22 protein-coding genes are annotated in these 19,872 nt (G+C 66.9%); 7 read left to right on the top strand and 15 right to left on the bottom strand.

Annotation, left to right across the window (positions count from 1 at the left end):
* Nucleotides 1–5: 5 nt before the first annotated feature.
* Nucleotides 6–782 (bottom strand): sulfite exporter TauE/SafE family protein, encoded by a 777-nt coding sequence (locus BM167_RS03880; protein ID WP_092888997.1) that lies wholly within the window; start codon nt 780–782, stop codon nt 6–8.
* 7 nt (nt 783–789) lie between these two features.
* Nucleotides 790–2,052, bottom strand: a complete 1,263-nt coding sequence (locus BM167_RS03875; RefSeq protein WP_092888994.1) for an Nramp family divalent metal transporter — start codon at nt 2,050–2,052, stop codon at nt 790–792.
* 360 nt (nt 2,053–2,412) lie between these two features.
* Between BM167_RS03875 and BM167_RS03870 the strand changes: the two genes are divergently transcribed.
* The 3 genes from BM167_RS03870 (at nt 2,413) to BM167_RS03860 (ending at nt 3,643) form a co-directional block, all read left to right on the top strand.
* The gene (locus tag BM167_RS03870) at nt 2,413–2,802 is read left to right on the top strand and encodes a DUF7315 family membrane protein (protein ID WP_092888991.1); all 390 of its coding nucleotides are present in this window, start codon (nt 2,413–2,415) and stop codon (nt 2,800–2,802) included.
* Nucleotides 2,795–3,070, top strand: a complete 276-nt coding sequence (locus BM167_RS03865; protein ID WP_092888988.1) for a DUF7314 family protein — start codon at nt 2,795–2,797, stop codon at nt 3,068–3,070. Before BM167_RS03870 ends, BM167_RS03865 begins: the two co-directional genes overlap by 8 nt.
* A 126-nt stretch (nt 3,071–3,196) precedes the next feature.
* Nucleotides 3,197–3,643 carry a DUF7313 family protein gene (locus BM167_RS03860; RefSeq protein ID WP_092888985.1) on the top strand — a complete coding sequence of 149 codons (447 nt, stop codon included), beginning with the start codon at nt 3,197–3,199 and terminating at the stop codon, nt 3,641–3,643.
* 137 nt (nt 3,644–3,780) lie between these two features.
* Here BM167_RS03860 and BM167_RS03855 read toward each other — a convergent pair whose 3' ends face one another.
* Entirely contained in the window at nt 3,781–4,503 is a 723-nt protein-coding gene (locus BM167_RS03855) for an NAD(+)/NADH kinase (protein WP_245781299.1), read from the bottom strand.
* 105 nt (nt 4,504–4,608) lie between these two features.
* Nucleotides 4,609–5,916 carry a M28 family peptidase gene (locus BM167_RS03850; protein ID WP_092888979.1) on the bottom strand — a complete coding sequence of 436 codons (1,308 nt, stop codon included), beginning with the start codon at nt 5,914–5,916 and terminating at the stop codon, nt 4,609–4,611.
* A gap of 115 nt (nt 5,917–6,031) precedes the next feature.
* Here BM167_RS03850 and BM167_RS03845 point away from each other — a divergent pair, with 115 nt between their 5' ends.
* Nucleotides 6,032–7,198, top strand: coding sequence for a thiolase domain-containing protein (locus BM167_RS03845; RefSeq protein ID WP_092888976.1), 1,167 nt, complete (start codon nt 6,032–6,034; stop codon nt 7,196–7,198).
* The gene (locus BM167_RS03840) at nt 7,195–7,572 is read left to right on the top strand and encodes a Zn-ribbon domain-containing OB-fold protein (RefSeq protein ID WP_092888973.1); all 378 of its coding nucleotides are present in this window, start codon (nt 7,195–7,197) and stop codon (nt 7,570–7,572) included. Before BM167_RS03845 ends, BM167_RS03840 begins: the two co-directional genes overlap by 4 nt.
* A gap of 13 nt (nt 7,573–7,585) precedes the next feature.
* On the opposite strand, the gene BM167_RS03835 is transcribed toward BM167_RS03840, so the two are convergent.
* From BM167_RS03835 to BM167_RS03805, 7 genes are all read right to left on the bottom strand, one after another.
* Nucleotides 7,586–8,515, bottom strand: a complete 930-nt coding sequence (locus tag BM167_RS03835) for an alpha/beta fold hydrolase (RefSeq protein ID WP_092888970.1) — start codon at nt 8,513–8,515, stop codon at nt 7,586–7,588.
* Nucleotides 8,516–8,590: 75 nt separating this feature from the next.
* Nucleotides 8,591–9,700 (bottom strand): methylmalonyl Co-A mutase-associated GTPase MeaB, encoded by a 1,110-nt coding sequence (gene meaB / locus BM167_RS03830; RefSeq protein ID WP_092888967.1) that lies wholly within the window; start codon nt 9,698–9,700, stop codon nt 8,591–8,593.
* Nucleotides 9,700–10,131: a cobalamin B12-binding domain-containing protein gene (locus BM167_RS03825; RefSeq protein WP_092888964.1), complete on the bottom strand. Its 432-nt coding sequence runs from the start codon at nt 10,129–10,131 to the stop codon at nt 9,700–9,702. The genes meaB and BM167_RS03825 overlap by 1 nt, the downstream gene beginning before the upstream one ends.
* Before the next feature lie 51 nt (nt 10,132–10,182).
* On the bottom strand, nt 10,183–11,400 hold the full coding sequence (locus tag BM167_RS03820) for a GAF domain-containing protein (protein WP_092888961.1): 1,218 nt from the start codon (nt 11,398–11,400) through the stop codon (nt 10,183–10,185).
* Between the two features lie 105 nt (nt 11,401–11,505).
* Nucleotides 11,506–13,305, bottom strand: coding sequence for a S9 family peptidase (locus tag BM167_RS03815; RefSeq protein WP_092888958.1), 1,800 nt, complete (start codon nt 13,303–13,305; stop codon nt 11,506–11,508).
* A gap of 60 nt (nt 13,306–13,365) precedes the next feature.
* Entirely contained in the window at nt 13,366–13,620 is a 255-nt protein-coding gene (locus BM167_RS03810; protein ID WP_092888955.1) for a DUF8151 family protein, read from the bottom strand.
* A 70-nt stretch (nt 13,621–13,690) separates the two neighbouring features.
* Nucleotides 13,691–13,954: an MTH865 family protein gene (locus tag BM167_RS03805; RefSeq protein WP_092888952.1), complete on the bottom strand. Its 264-nt coding sequence runs from the start codon at nt 13,952–13,954 to the stop codon at nt 13,691–13,693.
* A 108-nt stretch (nt 13,955–14,062) separates the two neighbouring features.
* Here BM167_RS03805 and BM167_RS03800 point away from each other — a divergent pair, with 108 nt between their 5' ends.
* A complete protein-coding gene (locus tag BM167_RS03800; RefSeq protein WP_092888949.1) occupies nt 14,063–15,118 on the top strand; it encodes a M42 family metallopeptidase in 1,056 nt (351 codons plus the stop codon).
* A gap of 64 nt (nt 15,119–15,182) precedes the next feature.
* Nucleotides 15,183–15,842, top strand: coding sequence for a plastocyanin/azurin family copper-binding protein (locus BM167_RS03795; protein ID WP_092888946.1), 660 nt, complete (start codon nt 15,183–15,185; stop codon nt 15,840–15,842).
* A 204-nt stretch (nt 15,843–16,046) separates the two neighbouring features.
* Here BM167_RS03795 and BM167_RS03790 read toward each other — a convergent pair whose 3' ends face one another.
* The 4 genes from BM167_RS03790 to BM167_RS03775 form a co-directional block, all read right to left on the bottom strand.
* On the bottom strand, nt 16,047–17,105 hold the full coding sequence (locus BM167_RS03790; protein WP_092888943.1) for a glycosyltransferase: 1,059 nt from the start codon (nt 17,103–17,105) through the stop codon (nt 16,047–16,049).
* An 83-nt stretch (nt 17,106–17,188) separates the two neighbouring features.
* Nucleotides 17,189–17,815 (bottom strand): DUF420 domain-containing protein, encoded by a 627-nt coding sequence (locus BM167_RS03785; RefSeq protein ID WP_092888940.1) that lies wholly within the window; start codon nt 17,813–17,815, stop codon nt 17,189–17,191.
* A gap of 255 nt (nt 17,816–18,070) precedes the next feature.
* Nucleotides 18,071–19,117 carry an NAD(P)-dependent glycerol-1-phosphate dehydrogenase gene (locus tag BM167_RS03780; RefSeq protein WP_092888938.1) on the bottom strand — a complete coding sequence of 349 codons (1,047 nt, stop codon included), beginning with the start codon at nt 19,115–19,117 and terminating at the stop codon, nt 18,071–18,073.
* 102 nt (nt 19,118–19,219) lie between these two features.
* Nucleotides 19,220–19,855, bottom strand: coding sequence for a LysE family translocator (locus BM167_RS03775; protein ID WP_245781326.1), 636 nt, complete (start codon nt 19,853–19,855; stop codon nt 19,220–19,222).
* Nucleotides 19,856–19,872: the final 17 nt, after the last annotated feature.

Raw genomic sequence — 19,872 nt, 5'->3', positions numbered from 1 at the left:
GCCCACTACGCGACGAGGTACACCCCGACGCCGACCAGGACGACGCCCAGCGCGACTTTCAGGCGTCCGGGGTCGATGCGGTGGGCGATAGCCCACCCGGCGACGACGCCGACGACCTGCGGGACGCCGAGCAAAACGACGAGCGGTAGCGACACCGCGCCCTGCGCGACGTAGCCCGCGGCGGCGAACGCCGCGATGAATATCGACTGCACCTGCGCGACGCCGAGTGCCAGAAGCATCGGGACGCCCAAGACCACGAGCGCGGGAACCGCGAGCACCGGCCCGCCGACGCCGACGAGGCCGCTCGCGACGCCGAGCACGAAGCCGAGGACGCCGAGCGCTCCCTGCCCGCGCCGAGACGCCGGGTCGAGCGTCACGACCGGCTCTAACTCCCGTCGCTGCCGATACAGGAGGAGACAGCCCGTGAGGGACGCGACGACGCCGAGGAGGACGCCGAACAGGTCCCGCGAGAGGAAACTGTTGAGGTACGCGCCCGCGAGTGCGCCGACGACGCTCGCCGCACTCAGTATCGCGGCCATACCTCTCCCGTCCTCGCCGACGAGTTCGCCCGACCGAGCGTAGACGAGCGTACCGACGATCCCCGTCGCGACGAAGGTGGCGTGGGCCGTCCCGGCGACTGTCGCCGACGGGAGCGGTGTGAGAGCGTACAGCGCCACCGTCACGAAGATACCGCCGGGACCCAGCGTCGTGATTCCGACGCCCGCGACGAGGGCGATGCAGACGAGACCCGCCAACAGAACTGTCGACACCCCGGGAATCACTGTGGTCTCAGAAGCCTCCCGTCGAGATGAGTCCGATGAAGTCCCGGACGGACAGGGCCGCCAACACGACGGCGAGCAACACGAGAGACGCGTTGACGACGTTCAGCTTCCAGCCGTTTCGGTGCTCTCCCATCGTTTCACCGTCGTTGACCGACCAAAACAGGAGAATCGCGGCGATAGGGAGCGAGAAGATGCCGTTGTACATCGGGAACAGAATCACCATATCGACCACTGAGAGGTCGAGGATCGAACTCACGACCGGAGACAGAACGCCGATTCCGGTACCGACCGCGAAGATGATCGTGAACAGACGGGAGTCTCTCGGCGAGTCGTATCCGGCCGCCTGCGGAACGATGTACGCGGGCGTCCACATGATGGGGATGATGCTGTTGAACGCGGCGGCGACGACGCCGCCGATGAAAAGCACCATCGCCCACGTTCCGAGCACCTCGACCAGCGCTCTCCCCGGCGTGATAAACGTCTTCAGCGACGTGTAGCCCATGGGGCGCAGCAACGCCGCCGCGGCGATGAGAATCGCGATGGTCGTGACGCCACCGACGGCGTACCCGACCGCGAGGTCCCTGCGCACGTCCGGAATGTCGCTCTTGTTCGTCCACCCTTTGGTGTGGACGAGAATCGACTCCAAGAAGAAGTTCGGCCACAGCGCGGTCGTTCCGAGGATGCCCGCGGCCATCGTCAGCGTTCCGAGAGAGTCCGCGGTCGGCAGGAAGCCGAGCGTAATCGCGCGCGGGTCCGCACCGCTCGGAAGGGCGACGACGACGTAGACGACCATCAGCGCGAGCATCATCCCGATCATCAGATTCTCCACCGAGTCGTAGTCCAACAGTCCGACGGCTATCGCGGCGACTGTGGTCACGACGGCGATGGGTTGCCACCCGACTGCGCCGCCGAGCAGAAAGGAGATGCCCGCGCCGACGGCGGCGACCAATCCGAGCGTCCACGCGACGCACCCGATAGAGAGAAACACCGCTATCGCCGTCGCTATCGGCCGTCCCAGTCTCCGGCGGACGAACACCATCAACGACTCGCCGTGAATCCCCAATCGGGCGCTCATGTCCTGTGCCATGAACCCCAGTAGAGCGGCACCGACGACGGCCCACAACAGCGTGTAGCCGTGCGTGACGCCGGCTTGGCTCGCGATGTAGACGGAGCCGGAACCGAAGTAGCTGGCGACCATCACGAACGCGAGGCCGTACTTCTGCACTATACCGCTCAACACGTCCGGGACCGCGGCTTGACGTATACTCATGAGATGACGTCCCGTTCCTGGCATCCCCTCTGCGCACGCCGCACCCACGCGATACCGCACGCTACCGGAGAGGTGCACCGCTGAGGCGAAATCCGGACCGCGGCGTCCCGGTCGCGGAGAACCGTTCGACCGGGCCTGTCACCGAAAGCCGACGGCGCGGCGTCTCTCGCGTCGGACGGCGTCGGGGAATCGGCCCAGAGACGCCCTGAGAGACCCCGTGCGAGAGAGGGCTCAGTTCGGAACTACTCAACATAGTCCTCTCGTTCGGTTAAGGCCTCTGTCAAAGGGTTTAACCGAGTGTCGGAGAGCCGACGGCGACGTACGGAAAGGCCCTTTTCTCTCCTCTGCGTACTCTCGTCGATGACAGACGGAGACGGCACCGGCGACGACTCTGTGACCGGTTCGGCGACGGCGCGCGACGGGCGGCGCGACGTCGTCGTCCCGATGCGGTTGTACAAGACGGTGACGGTGTTTTCCACGCTCATCGCCGTCGTCTGCGTCGTGTTCGGGTTCATGCTCTTGGACGCCGCGACGCTGAACGTCAGTTTCCTCGGCGGCGCAGTCGACGCGGCTCTGTCGGCCGTCGGCGTCGCCGTGGACGACGGCGTCGTGAGTACGGTACTGGCCGTCGTCGCCCTCGGCGTCATCGGGTTCGGGGCGGGCGTCTACACGCTCGGAACGAGATTCCGCGCCCGCGGAATGGGAAAGTCTCAAGAGGACGCCAACGAAGACTCAGACAACAATGGCTGACGAGTTCATCAAGGGGCTCGGTATCTTGACCGGAGCGGGTCTCGCGTGGATGATCCTCGCGGGATGGTACCGTACGAGCAGTTTCGAGAGCACGAAACAGCTCATCGAACCGGTCCAAGTCGAGTCGCCGACGCTGTTCGACACCCTCGGCGTCATCCTCTTGGACGCGTTCCTCTGGTTCGCGCTCCTGGGCGCGTTGACGTTCTGGGTACTCATCCCCGCCGGACGGCAGGCCAAACGGGCGATAGACAACCGTCGCGCGCAGTAACGCACCCCCGCTTTCGTTCTCGCTCGTCTCGGTACGTGCTCGTCTCGCCCGCCGAACCGCGTTCGGCGCGTCCGCGTTCGGGTGTGATTGGAAAAACTCTAATGACTCGTCTACCGAGAATGGAGTATGCAACCGCTACAGTTCGCTGTCCCGCTCGACGCACTGGAGGTGCTGGAGCCGGTCATCACCTACGTCATCTTGGGGCTCGTCCTCCTCAACATGCTGACGCGGATTCTCGCGCACCGACGGCACGTCGACCAAGCGGAAGACGGCGACGACGACGAGGAACTCTCGCGGTTCTTGCCGCACACCGTGACCACCGTGTTGCTCGTCCTCGCGTCGTTCGCGCTCTTGCTCGTCGAACCGCACGGGGGGATGGTGATGTCCGTCCTCGCTCTCGGCCTGTTGGTCACGGACTTCTTCGAGTACGAGTCCCGCCGCGTCGAGGCCCGCACCGGCGAGAAACTGGAGCGGCCGAAAGCCGCGCTCGGCGCGTCGGCCCTCCTGCTTCTGTACGCCGCGTTCCAGGCGCTCTTCGTCTTCGTCGCCGACTACTGGGGCCTCCTCGTCTGAACGGCGACCCCGGCCCACCATGGGCGGGACTCGTCGGCTCACCCCGCTAGCGGACTGTTCTCGAAAGCGACGCCGTTCGACTCCGCGACTACTCGACAGAGACGCGAAAAGCGACGCCCGAAGATGCGTCCGGGCTGTCAGACCGACATCCGAAGCAAAGAGAGCGACGCCCCGAAGTCGAGTTCGACCGGGACGTTCGGCGGAACCCGGCGAACGGCGTCGCCGTCGAGGACGAGCGAAACCGGCGCGTCGTCGCGTCGGACCGAGAGCGAAACCGGCGGTTCGAACACCCACGAGTCCACGTCCGTCGCGTAGGGAGCGATGGGAACGACGGAGAGTCCGGTTCGCGGCGCGAGGACGGGGCCACCGGCGGCGCGCGCGTATCCGGCGCTCCCGAGCGGTGTCGCGGCGACGACGCCGTCGGCGCGGAACGTATCTATCTCGTCGACGCCGTCTCCGACCGAGTACTCCGATATCCGAGCGGGTTCGCTCGTCATGAGCGTCACGTCCGTCACCGCCCGTCCGACCGTCGCGTCGCCGACGCGGACGGCCACGGCCGAGTGTCGAACCGTCCGCGCCTCGCCCGCGCTGAGGGCCTCTACGGCCCGGCCGACGTCCGCTCCGCTGAGAGAGTACCGACCGTATCCGGCGTCGATAGGCAAGACTGGGACGGTCGATTCGCCGTCGAGAGCGGAGAGAAGCGCCGCCTCCCCGACGGCGAAGACGGCGTCGGCGCTGTCGGCGTTGTCGGCGGAGGCGCGCGCCGCGACGACGCCGCCCGCGTCGGCGACGGCGTCTGCGACGGCGTCCGCTTTCGACCCGCCGCGGACGACGACTGTCGGTGCGGTGTCGTCGCTCACGCTCGGTCCCCCGTCGACGACGAACGCCCCCGCTCGCATCTGCGAGACATCGTCAGCGGATACGCCGCGGCGCGGTAAAAGAGTCGGCGGTTCGACGGGGGCGACTCAGTACGGCCAGTCGCCGGTTATCTTCATCCCCTCGGCGTGGTCCTCGGCTTCGAGGGCGGCGGCGATGTCTTCGGGAGGTCTGTGCGGTACCTCGGTTTCCTCGGCGGCGAGTTCGACCGTCAGTTCGGTCAGGAGGATAGCCTGTTCGCGGAGCGTCCGCGGTTCGAGTTTGTCGATGGTGTCCGCGAACGTGTGGCCCCACCCGCGCCCGCGGCCCTCCGACTCACTCGCGGCCATGTAGCCCGGGACGCCGTGTTGGACGAAGGGCCAGTGGTCGCTGTGGGGCATCTGTTCTGGAACCGTCGACATCGGGTGGTCGAACCGGTCGGACACCGCCTCGACGGCGTCGTCCAAGGCGTCGAAGCCGTGGGTGTAAAACGAGAGCGTCCGGCCGTCGACGACGCCGTCGTTGTTCAGTATCGCTTTGATCCGCTGTCGGTCGTCGCCCATCCGGTCTGCCTCGTGTGCCGACCCCACGAGACCCACCTCCTCGGCACCGAAGCAGACGAACCGCACGCGCGTGTCGAGTTCGTCCTCGCGGGCGGCGAGTGCGCGCGCCACCTCGACGACCATCGCCGTCCCCGCGCCGTTGTCTAACGCGCCCTCCGCGATGTCGTGGGCGTCGAGGTGACTCGTGACGAGAACCTCCTCGTCGGTGTCGGGGCCGAGTTCCGCGTGGACGTTCCCGCTCTCTGCGGGGGACGCCTCGCAGTCCACGGAGACTGTGACCTCCTCGCCTTCGAACCGGCGGGCGAGGCGCGCGCCGACTTCCTTGCTGACGCCGACGGCGGGCACGTCGCCGATGGGCGACGCCTCGGTGCCGACACTCCCCGTCGGGGGGAGACAGCCCTCCACGTGGTTTCGGAAGACGAACGCCGCCGCGCCCGCCTCGACGGCGTGGTAGTACTTCTCGCGTCGGTGGATGAACCGCTCGTAGTGGTCCGGAACCGTAGACGAGACCATCACCACCTTGCCCGAGAGGTCGGCCTCGAAGTCCTCCGGGAGGCCGTACCCAAGGTCCACCAACTCGCCGGAGGCGTCGGCGGCGGGACTCCGCGGGAGGGCGATGCACTCTTGGTCTGTCTCGCCCGCGCGGACGACGCTGTCGCCGCGAGACCAGCCCTGAATCTCGAACTCGTCGATGCGTGCGTCTCGCGCGCCGACCGCAGAGAGGGCGTCTCGGGTCAGTTCCATCGCCTCTCTCTCGCCGGGGTGACCCGCCATCCGGTCGCCGATATCGACGAGAGAACGGAGGTGGTTCCATCCGGCGTCGCTCGTGAACGTCTCCGCGATCCAGGTTGTCATGCATCTCCGTCCCTCGGAGAGACCAATACCCGTTACGGTGTTCCGCGAGACGCGCCGGGGTGTCAGTTCGCCGTGACCGGCAGACTCTTACATCATTTATGGCGTAGTTTTTCGCATGACTGACGTTCGAATCGCGGGCGTCGGCCTCACGCCGTTCGGTCGGCATCCAGAGCGAACGGGCCGCGACCTGTTTGCGGAGGCCGCTCTCGCCGCCCGCGACGAGGCCGGTGTTTCGCGCGACGACTTCGAGGCGGTCCACTACGGGAACTTCATGGGTGCGCTCTCGGAGCGACAGGGTCACCAAGGCCCTCTCGCCGCGGAAGCCGCCGGGTTGGACGCGCCCGCCACGCGCCACGAGTCCGCCTGCGCCTCCTCGGGTATCGCCGTCCGCGAGGCGGTGCGGGGAATCCGCTCGGGCGAACACGACGTCCTCCTCGCCGGGGGGATGGAGCGGATGACCAACCTCGATACGGCCGCCGTCACCGAGTCGTTGGCCATCGCGGCGGACGAACTGTTCGAGGTGCGCGCGGGGATGACGTTCCCCGGCGCGTACGCCCTCATGGCCCGCGCGTACTTCGAGGAGTTCGGCGGCGCGCGCGAGGATTTGGCCCACGTCGCCGTCAAGAACCACGCGAACGCCCTCGAAAACGAGTACGCGCAGTACCGCCGCGAAGTGAGCGTCGCCGACGTCCTCGACAGTCCGCCCGTCGCGGACCCGCTTCATTTGATGGACTCGTGTCCCATCACCGACGGCGCGAGCGCTCTCGTCCTCGTCAGCGGCGAGTACGCCGACGAGCACGGACTGGACGCGCCCGTCGCCGTGACGGGAACCGGACAGGGCGGCGACAACCTCGCGCTTCAGGACCGGACGCATCTGAACCGGACACCGGCCGCGGAGAAAGCCGCCCGGGAGGCGTACGACGACGCCGGGCGGACGCCCGCGGACGTGGACGTGGCCGAAGTCCACGACTGTTTCACCATCGCGGAAGTGCTCGCCTTAGAGAGTCTCGGCCTGTACGACGAGGGCGAGGCAGTCGGCGCGGCGCGGCGCGGGGAGACGACCCGCGAGGGCCGCCTCCCGGTGAACCTCTCCGGCGGCCTGAAGGCGAAGGGCCACCCCGTCGGGGCGACGGGCGGCGCGCAGGTGGCGGAGATGGTGCGACTCCTCCGCGGGGACCACCCCAACAGCGACGCCGTCTCGGACGCGCGCGTCGGCGTCACCCACAACGCGGGCGGGACGGTTGCCAGCGCAGTCGTCCACGTGTTGGAGGTGCGCGGATGACCGACTCGGGGTTCGACGAGTGGCTCTCCGCCCTCGGCGACGACGGGTACTACCTCGCCTGTCCGGAGGGTCACGGGTCGCTCCCGCCGCGACGGACGTGTCCGCACTGCGGCGCGAGAGACCTGACGGAAGAACCGCTCTCGGAGGACGGCGTCGTAGAGACGTACACGGAGGTTCACGTCGCCGGGCCGGAATTTGCGGGCGAGACGCCGTACGTCACGGCCGTCGCGTCGTTCGGCCCGGTCCGACTGACCGGCGTCTTCGGCGGACTCGGAGACGAGAGACCCGAACCGACGGTCGGTCGGAGTGTGCGGGTCGACACCGAACCGAACCCGAACACGGGCGAATCGATAGTCGTGTTCCGTCCGGCCTGAGACGGTCCGAGGCTCAGACGGGGACCGTCAGGTCCTCGCGGACGGTGCGGACGAACTGCGCGGGAAACTCGACGTGCGGGAGGAGTTTCGTGTCGTCGAAGACCACGAGTTTCGCGTCCGCCTCGTTCGCGAGGACGCGCCCGTCTCGAAGCGGCGTGATGTCGGCCTCTCGACCCCAAACGAGCGTCGTCGGTACGTCCAGCGCCGAGAGCGTCTCGCTCAGGTCCACGTCGGAGTTGAGATAGCCGCTCACGAACGACGCCGGGGCGAACCGCGCGTTCGGTTGGTGGGCGGTTCGCCACTCGTACTCGGTCCACTCTTCGCTCGCCTTCGCCGGGTCGTAGTAGCCGTGGTCGGCGTTGAAGTACCGAATCGACGGTTTCGACCCCAAGAGGTTGAACACCGCCTCGCCGACCACCGGAACGCGGAGGAGTTCGCGGACCGTCTCGGTCGGGTCGGGTCCGCCGCGGGCCGTCGGACAGACGAGCGTCAGGTGCGAGATGTTCGCGTCGTCGGCCACCGCCGCGACGTACGCCGAGGTCAGCGACGACGCGATGACCGCCGGGTTCTCGAAGGCGGCGAGGAAGTCGGCCGCGAAGTCCTCGTAGAGCGCCGCCGAGTACCGAAGCGGCGGCCGGTCCGACATCCCGAACCCGGGCAGGTCGGGGGCGACGACGTGGTAGTCCTCCGAGAGCGTCTCGAAGATTTCGCGGAACTCGCCGGACGACCCGGCGGCGTTGATCCCGTGCAGGAGAACCAAGTCGGGCGCCGATTCCTCGCCCGCCTCCGTGTAGTGGACGTCGATGCCGCGCCACCGGAACGTCCGTTGGGTCCCCGACAGGGCGGGTTCGAGAGAAGGCGTCCGACGCGACAGGACGCGGTTCGCGACGGCGACGATGCCGACACCGGCGGCGACTGCGCCGACTGCGTTTCGGAACTTCATACGGACGGTCGTACGGGTGCGACGTCCTTATATTGTCACGCTAAACCGTACCGAGAAGTCGACGTTCGGCGTCGGTTACGTCTCCTCGCGTCGCGCCTCGACGCAGTCGCGAAGCGGTTCGAGGACGCTCTCCGCGACGGCGTAGGGGTCGGTCTCTCTTTCGGCGACGCGTTCGGCCAACGCCTCCGCGCCGCCGTGGCGTCGGAGTTCCTCCTCTACGAGGGCGTTCGCGTCGCTGCGCAGGAGTTGGCGTATCTCGTCTGCGTACCTCGTCTGGCGCTTCTCCGCGCGCAGTCCCGTCCGGTCGAGAAACGCCGCGTGAGAGTCGAGCGTCTCCACCAGTTCCGCGACGCCGTCGCCCGTCGTCGCCACCGTCTCGACGACGGCGGGCGTCCACTCGTCCGTCTCCGCCTCCGCCCCCGAGTCGTCTTCGCTCTCGTGTGCGGTCGGCGCGCCGTCGCCCGCGAACGCGCCGTCCCCGTGGTGGCCCGTATCGAGTCTCGCGCCGGGGTTGTCCCGGAGGTGAATCATCTCTTCCAGTTCGGCGACGGTTCGGGGCGTCCCCTCCATGTCGGCTTTGTTGACGACGAACACGTCGCCGATTTCGAGGATGCCGGCTTTCAGCATCTGCACGTCGTCGCCGCTTCCCGGTTGGACGAGGACGGTCACCGTGTCCGCGGTGCGGACGACGTCAACCTCGTTTTGCCCCGCGCCGACCGTCTCGATTATCACCTTGTCCTTCCCGAAGGCGTCGAGGGCTTTCACCGCGTCCGCCGTCGCAGTCGAGAGGCCGCCGAGTTGGCCTCTGGCGCTCATAGACCGGAAGAACACGTCCATGTCGCCGACGTTCGACGCCATGCGGATTCTATCGCCGAGGACCGCACCCCCCGAGTACGGCGAGGAGGGGTCCACCGCGATGACGCCGACGGTCAGTCCGGCGTCTCGGTACGCCTTCGCGAGTTTGTCCACGAGCGTCGATTTCCCCGCACCCGGACTTCCCGTGACGCCGATGACGTCCGCCTCGCCGGTGTGAGCGTGCAGATTCGAGACGAGGGCTCTGTACCCCGGCGAGCGGTTCTCTATCTTCGTGATGACTCTGGCGAGTGCGCGGTGTCTCCCCGCGAGGAGTTCGTCCACGAGGTCGGAGTCTGCGCCCGCCTCGCGCCCGTCGTCGGTTCGGTTCATCAGTCGCGTCGGGGAGCGTTCTCGCGCACGAACTCGATCGTCTCTTTCATCGAGGTGCCGGGGCCGAACACCGCCGCCACGCCCAACTCCTTCAGTTTCGGACGGTCCTCGTCGGGGATGATACCGCCGACGAGGATGAGCGTATCCTCGAACGCGCCGTACTCTTCGAGACCCTCTATCACCTTCGGGACGAGCGTGTTGTGCGCGCCCGAGAGGATAGAGAGGCCGAGAACGTCGACGTCCTCTTGGACCGCCGCCTGAACGATTTCGTCGGGCGACCGGTGAAGTCCCGAGTAGACGACTTCGAATCCGGCGTCTCTGAAGGCGCGGGAGATGACGTGCGCTCCCCGGTCGTGCCCGTCCAGACCGACCTTCGCGATGAGACAACGGATGGTTCGCTGTTGGTGGCCGCGTTCTGCGTCAGCGCTCATGGGCTACGTTTCGTCGGCGCTCCGTTTGACTCTAACGGACGTTCAGGAGGATTATCCGGTCGCCGATTCGTCGAGGGGTGCCTCGGGCCCGCGGTAGACGAGGAACCCGGACGCGGAGGGGCCGACGTGTTGGACGGGGACGAGCGTCACCGAGAGCGTCTCCGCTTCGCCGGTTCGGACCGTCCGCTCGACGCTCTCTCGGACCGGCGTCTCGCCGCGCAACTGGTCTTCGACGAGTCGGCGCTCTCTCTCCGTCGGAAGCGCCTCCGACACCGACGCGCCCACCGCGTCCGAACCGTTCGGGAACGTCCGCTCGTAGGCGGCGTTTATCTCGCGGACGCGGTAGTCGCCGGGCGCGTCGGATTCGACGTAGGCGGTCGGCGCCGAGAGGCCGTCGAAGAGCGCGTGAAACCGGTCCCGTTCGGTTCTGAGCGCCGTCTCTCGTTCGAGGCGGGCGAGAGCCTCGTTCGTGTACCCCGCGAGGGTTTCGAGGAACTCGACGTCTCGGTCGTCGTACGCACCGGCCTCCTCTTCTGAGACCACCTGCAACACCCCGCGGTCACTGATGGGCACGCTCATCACGGCGCGGTAACCGCGGTGTTTGAACGTCGCGTCCGGGTCGGACTGCATGTCGTCGACGACCTGTGACTCCCCCATCTCGAGCGTCCGACCCGCGATACCGTCGGAGATACCGATTGGGCGTTGCTCCTCGGGCGGAATCGTCGCCCCGTACGGAACTATCTGGTCGCCGTCGACGAGAGCGAGGATGGAGTAGTCGAAATCCAACGCGTCTACCGTCGCGTCGATGGTCCGACTGCAGACGTCTTGAACCGTCTCACAGCCGGTTATCTCCTTTGCGTAGCGCGACAGCGCCGTCAGCTTGGCGTTTACCTCTTCGAGTCGGTTCGTCTCTCTGCTCTCCGATACCTCGGTTTCGACCCGAGCGACCACGTCGTCGACGCTGGCCGTCCGGGGAATCACCGCATCGACGTCGGTCGAGACGATATCGTCGCCGTAGACGACGAGCGGTATCGCCGCGTCCATCTCTGCGACTTCCAGTATCGGCGAGATGTCGCTACTGAGAGAGACGACGCAGTCCACCGTCGGGCCCAACTCCGCGAGGTACTCCGCGGCCGTCGCCTCGCATTTCACCACCGTCTGCCCCGGGAGCCGGTCTGCCAGCACGGACGCGATATCGGACGCCCCGTGGGGGTCGTCGCACTCGTTCGTGACGACGAGCACGCGGGTGTCGCTCGGTCCAGTGGCCATTTCTGCTACGTCTCCTTCCTACTCCTCCTTAAATATCCCTACTAGAACGGCTGAGACCGCCCGAGGTTGGCTCTCGCGGCCGCACGCGAATCGACGGCCGTCGAGTCAGACGTGTTCGTCGAGGAACTCGACTATCTGCGAGTACGCTTCCACGCGATTTTCCAACTTCGTGAAGCCGTGGCCCTCGTCTTCGAAGACGAGTTCTCGGACCGGGACGTGGTCTTCGGCCTCCGCGACGAGTTGGTGCGCCTCCGAGACGGGGACGCGCGGGTCGTTCTCGCCGTGCAGGACGAAAAGCGGCGCGCGAATCCGTTCGACGTTGTTCAGCGGCGATATCGATTCGAGGAACTCGCGGTCCTCCGCGAGCGACCCGTACTCGGCCTCTCGGAGTTCCCGCCGCCACTCACCGGTGTTCTCGAGGAACGTGACGAAGTTCGCGATGCCGACGATGTCGACGCCCGCGGCCCACAGGTCGGGGTACTCCGTCATCGCGGCCAGAACCATGAATCCGCCGTAGGACCCGCCCATGGCGACGAGTCTGTCCGGGTCTACCGCGGGATGGTCGTAGAGCCACTCCACCGCCGCCTTGACGTCGGCGACGGAGTCCATCCAATTTTCGACGTCGTCTAAGTGGCCGTACGCCTTGCCGTACCCCGCAGACCCGCGGACGTTCGGTTCGAAGACGGCGTACCCGTGCGCGAGGAAGTACTGCTTCACCGCGTTGAACGAGGGGCGACGCTGTGACTCGGGGCCGCCGTGGATGTCCACGATGACGGGCGTCTCGCCCTCCCCGGTATCAGTCTGCGGCAGGGAGAAAAACGCCGGAATCTTCCGCCCGTCGAACGTGGGATAGTGGACGAGTTCCGGTTCGACGAACGAGTCGCGCGGGATACCCGCCGTCGCCGCGCGCGTCCACCGTTCGGCCGCGCCGGATTTCGCGTCCACGACGTAGACGTTGGTCGTGTCGCTACTCGTCGTCACCGTCAGCGCGAACCGCTCTCCGTCGGGGTCGAACGAGACGCCGCCCGCGACGCCGCGCGGGATATCCGGTTCGGCGAACGGGTCGATTCTGTCGGGCGCAGTCAGTTCGCCGACGGTCAGTTCGGTGTAGCCGTCGACGTTCCGCGAGTAGACGACGCGCCGGGTGTCGTGGTCGATTTCGACGCCGTCTATCTCCCAGTCGTCGTCCGAGACGACGAGCGAGAACTCGCCGCTCTCGACGTCGACGCGCCACAGGTCGAGCGTGTCGCTTTGTCGGTCCGAGACGAGGTAGACGCTCTCTCCGTCGGGACTCCACGACGCGCTCTGGAACCGAACCGTCCCCTCGTGGGGCGTGAGATGCGTCACCTCGCCCGACTCGACATCGAGGACGGAGACGTCTTGGTCGAAGTTCGAGTACGCCTCCGAGACGAGGAGTCTCTCGTCGTCGGGCGACCACCCGCCGAGGGTGAGCCAGCCGTCGCCCTCGTGGAGGAGTTCCGCCTCCGCGCCCGTCTCCGCGCGGCCCTGCACGTAGACGTCGAAAACCGATTCGTCGCGGCGATTCGAGGTGAACGCGATTCGCTCGCCGTCGTGACTCCACCCGCCCCAGCGGTGTTTGGCGTCCGGCATCCCGGTGAGAGCCGTCACCTCGCCTGTGTCGGGGTCGTAGCGGAACAACTGCTGACGCTCGTTGCCGCCCTCGTCCATCCCGAAGACGAGTTCCGGACGCTCGGGCGACCACGAGGCGAACGTGACGCGTTCGTCGTAGAACGTCCGCTGTTCGGGCCACGAGCCCGGTTCGTCGATAGTCCAGACCTGCGGCACGCCCGTCGTGTCCATGAGAAACGAGAGCCGTTCTCCCTCGGGGCCGAACGACGCGCCGTAGGCGCTTCTGACGTTCAGATACCGTTCGATGTCGTGCACGGCGGTGAGTCCGCGGGCCGACGAGGAAACGTTTCGGGTCGTGAGAGTTCGGGGCCGCGGTCAGTAGCCGCGGTACTGGTTTTTGACCTCGCCCAGTTTCGCGCGGAACTTGTCGGTCGCCAAGAGATACGCGAAAAAGAGCGCCACCGTGCCCATCACGGCGGCCCACGCGCCGAGTTTCGGCTGTCCGCTCTCGACGCTCGCGACGGCGAACGACTCCGCGTAGAACGCGACTGCCGACAGGCCGACCGAACCGGCGCCGTAGAACAGTAGTTCGAGGAGTTCCGGGAGTAGTTCGAGTAACACTGTGGTCATTATCGACGGCTCGCGAGTCTCGGTTGAATCTCTTTCGGTCGGGAGAGCCGATTCGACTCCGACTCGGGCGCTACAGCATCCCCTCGGCCTTCAGACCCTCGATGATGTCGTCGACGAGGGTGTCTGCGTCTTGGTACGGGAAGCTCTGGTGGTCGCCGAGTTTCGCCGCCATCTCCATGGCGGTGAAACTGACTTCGCCGTCGTTGGCCTCGAACCGGGTGCCCGGCCCGTTCGGGAGGGCGGGGACGAGGTCCATCTGGTTTTTCACGGGGAAGTCGGCGCCTTCGAACGCGTCTCGAAACTGGGAGCGGAGTTCCGCTTCGGCATCTGCCATGGCACCCAATGGACACATGAGCCGCAAAAGCGTTCCGGAACCACGGCAAACTAGTTTACCGTTTTCCGGGACGCGAGTCTTTTTGCGCCGCCGCCGGGAAGCGAGAGCATGGCCGACTACGAGTTCGATTTCGACCTTCTGGCGGAACTGACGGAGACGAGCGGCGTCCCCGGGTACGAAGACAGGGTCCGCGAGGTGGTACGCCGGGAGTTCGAGTCGAGCGTCGACGAGATTCGCACGGACGCGATGGGTAACGTCGTCGGAACGATAGCGGGCGACGGCGACTACTCCGTCGCCGTCGCCGCCCACATGGACGAGATAGGGTTCATGGTGAGACACGTCACCGACGAGGGGTTCGTCCAACTCGACGCCCTCGGCGGGTGGGACCCGCGCGTCCTGAAGGCCCAACGCGTCCGCATCCACACCGAAGACGGCGACGTGCCGGGCGTCATCGGGTCGCCGCCGCCGCACACCCTCTCCGAAGAACAGAAGGAAGCGACTCCGAAAGTCGAGGACGTCCACGTGGACGTGGGCCTCTCCGGCGACGACGCGAAGGAGGCGGTGACCGTCGGCGACGTGGTGACGATGGACCAGACGACGAGAGAGATGGGCGACGTGGTGACGGGGAAGGCCCTCGACGACCGAGTCTGTCTGTTCGCGATGCTCCAAGCGGCCGAGCGAATCGAGGACCCCGAGGTGACCGTCCACTTCGCAGCGACGGTCCAAGAGGAGGTCGGACTCCGCGGGGCGAAGGCCCTCGGGGTCGATATCGACCCCAACCTCGCTATCGCACTCGACGTGACCGTCGCGAACGACGTGCCGGGGTTCGAGGCGGGCGACCACGTCACCGAACTCGGCGAGGGGACGGCGATAAAGCTGAAAGACGGCAGCGTCATCACGACTCCGAAGGTCCACCGCCGCCTCCGTTCGGTGGCCGAGGAGGCCGACATCCCGCACCAATCGGAGATTCTCCCCGCGGGCGGCACCGACACGGCGGGCTTTCAGAACACCCACGGCGCGAAACCGGTCGGCGCGCTCTCGGTTCCGACGCGCTATCTCCACACCGTCACCGAGAGCGCACACGTCGAGGACGTGGACGCGACCATCGACCTTCTGACCGCGTTCGTAGAGAGCGAGACGGGCGACCACGACTACGCGTACTGAGTCCACGGCTCTCTGCGAGCCAGAAACCAAAGTATTCACTACAGCCGACTCCCAAGCCCCGACTATGACTGACGGCAACGCGGAGATGTCCCGTCGCGCCTTCCTTCGGACCGCAACCGGGGCGGCGGCCGTCGCAGGTGCGGCAGGTACCGCCGCGGCGCAGCAGACAGGAACGAGCACGGAGTCCGCCGACGGGACCGGAACCAGCACCGGAACCGGCACCGCCGGAGGCGGGGAAGGGACCGGAACCGGCACGTCCGAGAGCGGTGGCGGCGGTGGCGGCGGAACCGAAACCGTCCAAGTCGGTCCGGACGGGGAACTCGTGTTCTCTCCCGGCACCGAGGAACCCCTGGAAATCACCCCCGGGACGACCGTCGAGTTCGTCTGGGGGTCCGACAATCACAACGTCGTCCCCCAGAGCCAACCCGAGGACGCGAACTGGGGAGGCCACGAACCGATAGAGAACGAGGGGTTCTCGTTCAGCTACACGTTCGAGGTTCTCGGCACCTACGAGTACCTCTGTGAACCTCACGAGTCCGCGGGCATGCTCGGCACTATCGACGTCGTCGAGTCCATCTCGACGCCCGCGCCCTCGAACGTCCCGTCCGTGCCCGACTCCGCGAAGACGCTCGGTGTCGCCACGACGTTCGCGATGGTCGCGACGCTCGGTCTCGCGTTCTTCTTCCTGAAGTACGGCGGCGACTACGACCTCGAAGACGAGTAACCGACTCCGCTCTTTCTGCGGCGTTTCGGCGTCCGAGAGTTCGGTTTTCGACTCGTCGCGGACGCGTCGAGAGGGGAGCGACTCCGTGCGGAGGCGGTATGGTCCTCTGCCGCACCGCGGCGGGCGAGCGTCAGTGAGCGAGACGCGATCTGTTCCCTCCAGGTTTTTCGGGGAGGTGCGAAGCACCCCCTCGAAAAAGGCGGGTTAGAAGAATCCGTAGTCGTCGATAGCCTCGGTGTAACAGTCGACGTACCGCCCGAGTACCTCGGCGCGGTCGTACTCCGCGAACGCCTCGTTGACCGTCAGGTCGTCGGCGTGGGCGGCCACGGAAATCTCGCGCGCGAGTTCCTGCGGACTCGTGACGCGGACGCCGCGCGAACAGTTCTCGACGAGTTCGTGCGCGCTGGACCGAGCCTGATACTCGACGATGCCGACGCACCCGCAGGCGAGTGCCCAAAGCAGGTTCGTGGCGAACGGTTCGACGGCGGCGGTCTGTGCGAACACGCGCGCGCCTTTCATCACCGGGACGAACTCCTCGGGCGGCAGGTCGCCGAGGAACTCGACTCGGTCGTCGATGCGGAGTTCGGCGGCCGTCTGCTTTGCGGCGTCGAGTTCCGGGCCGTCGCCGACGACTGCGGCGCGCCAGTCTTTGTCTCTGAGTTCCGCGAGTGCGAGAAAGAACGACTCGACGTTCGCGTGGTCGTCGATGTCCCGGGCGTACACCATGTCCGCGCGGGAGTCGACTTCGCTCTCGCGGACGAGTTCGAAGTCGATGAACTCGGGGACGACGCGGACCGACTCCTCTGCGACGCCGTACTCGCGGACGTGCGTCTTGACCATCCGAGAGGGGGCGACGACGTATTTCGCCGCGCGCGCGGCGCGCTTGCTCGCGCCCGTCGAGTCGTCCTCGCGTTCGGCCCACCAGTCGACGACCACCGGCGTCCGGAGGAACCGCCCCGCCGTCTTCGCCGCGGTGACGTGCGACGGCGGACTGTTGACGGCGTGGATAACGTCGGGCTTCGCGCGCCGGAGGGCGAAGGGGAGTTTCGAGGCGAACGACCCCGCGGCGGGCGTCTCGGTGACGGCGACGTACGTCACGTCGTTCTGGTCGAACTCGGGCACGTCGCCGTCCCACCACTGCGCACAGAGGACGGTCACGTCGTGTCCGCCCGCGGCGAGGAGTTCCGCCGTCCGCCGCGTCCGTCTCGTCGCACCGTCTCTGCGACGTTGCTCGGTGTACATCGAGACGAACGCGATTCGCATGTCTCACGGCTTGCGTCCGTCCGATAAAAACCCTCAGCATTTCCGCGTCGGATTCGGTCGTCGAACGGAGTCGTCGCGCGCGGTCAGAGCGGAATCGAACCCGCGGCCGCCGCCGCGGACGCGACGTACTCCCACCCGAAGAGGTGGTTCAAAAGCAGGTAGGTGACGACGCCGAGAGAGAGCGAGAGAAGCCACGACCCGGCGGCGATGCGTCCCACGCGGCGGTGCGGAGTGTCGCGGCGCAGTTCGTCGGGCGAGTGCGTGAGTCCGAGGACGAGTGCGTAGAGGACGACGGGCACCGCGACGATGGAGAGGACGATGTGTATCGCGAGCATCGCGAGGTACGGGTAGTAGACGAACGCCGGGCCGACGAACTCCTTCGTCCCGCCGCCGCCGATTTTCGTGAGGTACATCACGAGGAAAACGAGGATGAGGGCGAACGACCCGACCATCGCGGCGGCGTGTTTCTTCACGTCGTCGCGCCGAATCCACCGCCATCCGGCGGCGATGACGAGGACGTTCAGCGCGTTCACCGCGGCGATAGCGTCCGAGAGGAGGTTCACCTCGGCCAGAGACAGGTCGGGGAAGACGGTTCCGGGGACGTACCCGAGGAAGGTGCCGACGACGAGGGCGTAGCCCACGACGGAGAGTACCGCAGTCACCGCCGCGGGGTGTTCCTTTATCGGGTTGTCGGCGCTCGCGGTAGCCATTGGTTCGGATTAGGAAGGAGTCGTCTTGCGTCTTCGGGTTTGGGTCGGGGTTTCGGGGCGCGATTCCGTTCGGTGCGGTAGCGGTGCTGTGGCGGTGCGGTGGCGGTTGCGGAGTGGCGGCGGGAAGCAGTCCCCCACTGTACCGCGGCGAGCGAGCGTCAGCGAGCGAGTCGCGGCCTTTTTCCCTCCAGGTTTTTGGAGGGGGTTCGAGCGCGCCGGAGGCGCGCGAGGACCCCCTCGAAAAAGGTGGGAGTTCTAGATAACGCCGGTAAACGTCGCGGCTTCTATCGCGGCGTCCTCGCTGACGCCGTCGCCGAGGATGGTGTACCGGTCGCGGATGGTGTGTGCGGTGGTCAGCGCCTCGATGACCGTCTCGTCTTCGATACCGAGGCCCGCGGCGGTGGTGGGCGCGTCCATCGTATCGAGAGCGTCGCGGATGTCGCGCCACTCGCCCTGTTCACCGCTGTGGAGGTACTCGGTCACGATGGACCCGACGCCGACCTGGTGACCGTGCAGGGCGCGTCCCGGGACGAGTCGGTCGAGTTGGTGCGAGAAGAGATGTTCCGCGCCGGAGGCGGGGCGCGAGGAACCGGAGATGGACATGGCGACGCCCGAGGAGACGAGCGCTTTCACGACCACCCACGCCGACTCTTCGAGACCCTTCTTGATAGAGTCGGAGTTGCCGACGAGCATCTCGGCCGTCATCTGCGAGAGCGCGCCCGAGTACTCGGAGTACTCGACGTTCTTCAGGCGGTGAGCGAGTTGCCAGTCTTTCACCGCGGTGTAGTTCGAGATGATGTCCGCGCACCCGGCGGTGGTGAGTTCCCACGGCGCCTCGGCGAGAATCGCCGTGTCCGCGACGACTGCAAGCGGCGGGTCGGCGGCGACGGAGTGACGGGTGTCGCCCTCCGGGATGGACGACCGCCCGGAGACGATGCCGTCGTGGCTGGCGGCCGTCGGAACGGAGATGAACCCGCAGTCGAGGCTGTCGGAGGCCATCTTGGCGGTGTCGATGGCCTTGCCGCCGCCGAGGGCGACGAGAAAGCCCGCGTCCATCTCTCGTCCGGCCTCTATGACGCGTTCGACGGAGTCGAAACTCGCCTCCGAGATGGTGACGGTGGCCGGGTCGTCGAACTGCGCGCGAACCCTGTCGCCCGCGATTTCGTTCGGCGTGGGGCTCGTAACGAGTAGCGGACGACCGGTGAGATAGAGTTCGTCGACGGCACCGGCGATTTCGTCCACCACCCCGTGGCCCACGAGGACGTTCCGCGGGAGCTGAATCCACGTCGATTTGTCGAACATACCTGCCTCTCTTTGGCGGTGGTTCATACGCTTTTCTCGTCGGACGACCGTCGGGCGGTGAAAGAGGGGGAGACGACGGACCGGACGACGACGCGGTGGCTATCAGAGCAGTCCGCCGGCCGCCTGCGAGAGAAAGAGGACGCCGAACCCCGCGAGGACGACGGCGCTGACGCCCGCGACGACGGGAGCGAAGGCGTCCACGCGCCGTTCCGCGCCCACGAGCGCCGCCGGAAAGCCCGTGACCCAAAGGAAGATGCCGCCGAAGAAACCGACGACGAGGGCGGGCGACCCCGTTTCGACGACGAGCGTTCCGGCGAGTTCGCCGCCGACGTACGGCGTCTCCGCGAGGACGTCGAGCGTGCCGGGTTTCAGCAGTCCGACGCCGATAGTGAGCCAAAAGAGAATCTGGTAGGGGTTCGTAAGCGCGAGGACGAACGCCTTTCGGAACCCCGTAGACCCGCTCGATTCGGCCGCCGTCTCGGCCTCTCGGCCGTCCCGCGACCCGGGCTGGAACGAACTCCGGACGTCTCGGGCCGCGCCGTACGCGAAGTAGAGCATGAGGATTCCTCCCGTCCCGACCATCACCGCGCGAACGGTCGGGAACCGTTCGACGAACGCGACGACGCCGAGTGCCGCGAGAACGAAGAAGATAGCGTCAGCCGTCATCGCTCCGAGTCCGGCTTTGAACCCGGCGACCCAGCCGCGGACGACGCTCTCCTCGGCGATTATCGCGTTCATCGGACCGGGCGGGGCGG

Source organism: Halopelagius inordinatus (genome assembly GCF_900113245.1).
Lineage (GTDB): Archaea > Halobacteriota > Halobacteria > Halobacteriales > Haloferacaceae > Halopelagius > Halopelagius inordinatus.
The sequence above is the reverse complement of the archived record's forward strand: the minus strand, read 5'-3'. Positions and strand labels throughout refer to the sequence as shown.

Coding starts and splice junctions, on each gene's coding strand:
- BM167_RS03875 (WP_092888994.1), bottom strand. CDS start 2,052: ATGAGTATACGTCAAGCCGCGGTCCCGGACGTGTTGAGCGGTATAGTG.
- BM167_RS03845 (WP_092888976.1), top strand. CDS start 6,032: ATGACTGACGTTCGAATCGCGGGCGTCGGCCTCACGCCGTTCGGTCGG.
- meaB (WP_092888967.1), bottom strand. CDS start 9,700: ATGAACCGAACCGACGACGGGCGCGAGGCGGGCGCAGACTCCGACCTC.
- BM167_RS03820 (WP_092888961.1), bottom strand. CDS start 11,400: ATGGCCACTGGACCGAGCGACACCCGCGTGCTCGTCGTCACGAACGAG.
- BM167_RS03800 (WP_092888949.1), top strand. CDS start 14,063: ATGGCCGACTACGAGTTCGATTTCGACCTTCTGGCGGAACTGACGGAG.
- BM167_RS03860 (WP_092888985.1), top strand. CDS start 3,197: ATGCAACCGCTACAGTTCGCTGTCCCGCTCGACGCACTGGAGGTGCTG.
- BM167_RS03805 (WP_092888952.1), bottom strand. CDS start 13,954: ATGGCAGATGCCGAAGCGGAACTCCGCTCCCAGTTTCGAGACGCGTTC.
- BM167_RS03795 (WP_092888946.1), top strand. CDS start 15,183: ATGACTGACGGCAACGCGGAGATGTCCCGTCGCGCCTTCCTTCGGACC.
- BM167_RS03790 (WP_092888943.1), bottom strand. CDS start 17,105: ATGCGAATCGCGTTCGTCTCGATGTACACCGAGCAACGTCGCAGAGAC.
- BM167_RS03835 (WP_092888970.1), bottom strand. CDS start 8,515: ATGAAGTTCCGAAACGCAGTCGGCGCAGTCGCCGCCGGTGTCGGCATC.
- BM167_RS03850 (WP_092888979.1), bottom strand. CDS start 5,916: ATGACAACCTGGATCGCGGAGACGTTCACGAGCGACGCCGGATGGAAC.
- BM167_RS03870 (WP_092888991.1), top strand. CDS start 2,413: ATGACAGACGGAGACGGCACCGGCGACGACTCTGTGACCGGTTCGGCG.
- BM167_RS03810 (WP_092888955.1), bottom strand. CDS start 13,620: ATGACCACAGTGTTACTCGAACTACTCCCGGAACTCCTCGAACTACTG.
- BM167_RS03785 (WP_092888940.1), bottom strand. CDS start 17,815: ATGGCTACCGCGAGCGCCGACAACCCGATAAAGGAACACCCCGCGGCG.
- BM167_RS03775 (WP_245781326.1), bottom strand. CDS start 19,855: ATGAACGCGATAATCGCCGAGGAGAGCGTCGTCCGCGGCTGGGTCGCC.
- BM167_RS03825 (WP_092888964.1), bottom strand. CDS start 10,131: ATGAGCGCTGACGCAGAACGCGGCCACCAACAGCGAACCATCCGTTGT.
- BM167_RS03780 (WP_092888938.1), bottom strand. CDS start 19,117: ATGTTCGACAAATCGACGTGGATTCAGCTCCCGCGGAACGTCCTCGTG.
- BM167_RS03840 (WP_092888973.1), top strand. CDS start 7,195: ATGACCGACTCGGGGTTCGACGAGTGGCTCTCCGCCCTCGGCGACGAC.
- BM167_RS03865 (WP_092888988.1), top strand. CDS start 2,795: ATGGCTGACGAGTTCATCAAGGGGCTCGGTATCTTGACCGGAGCGGGT.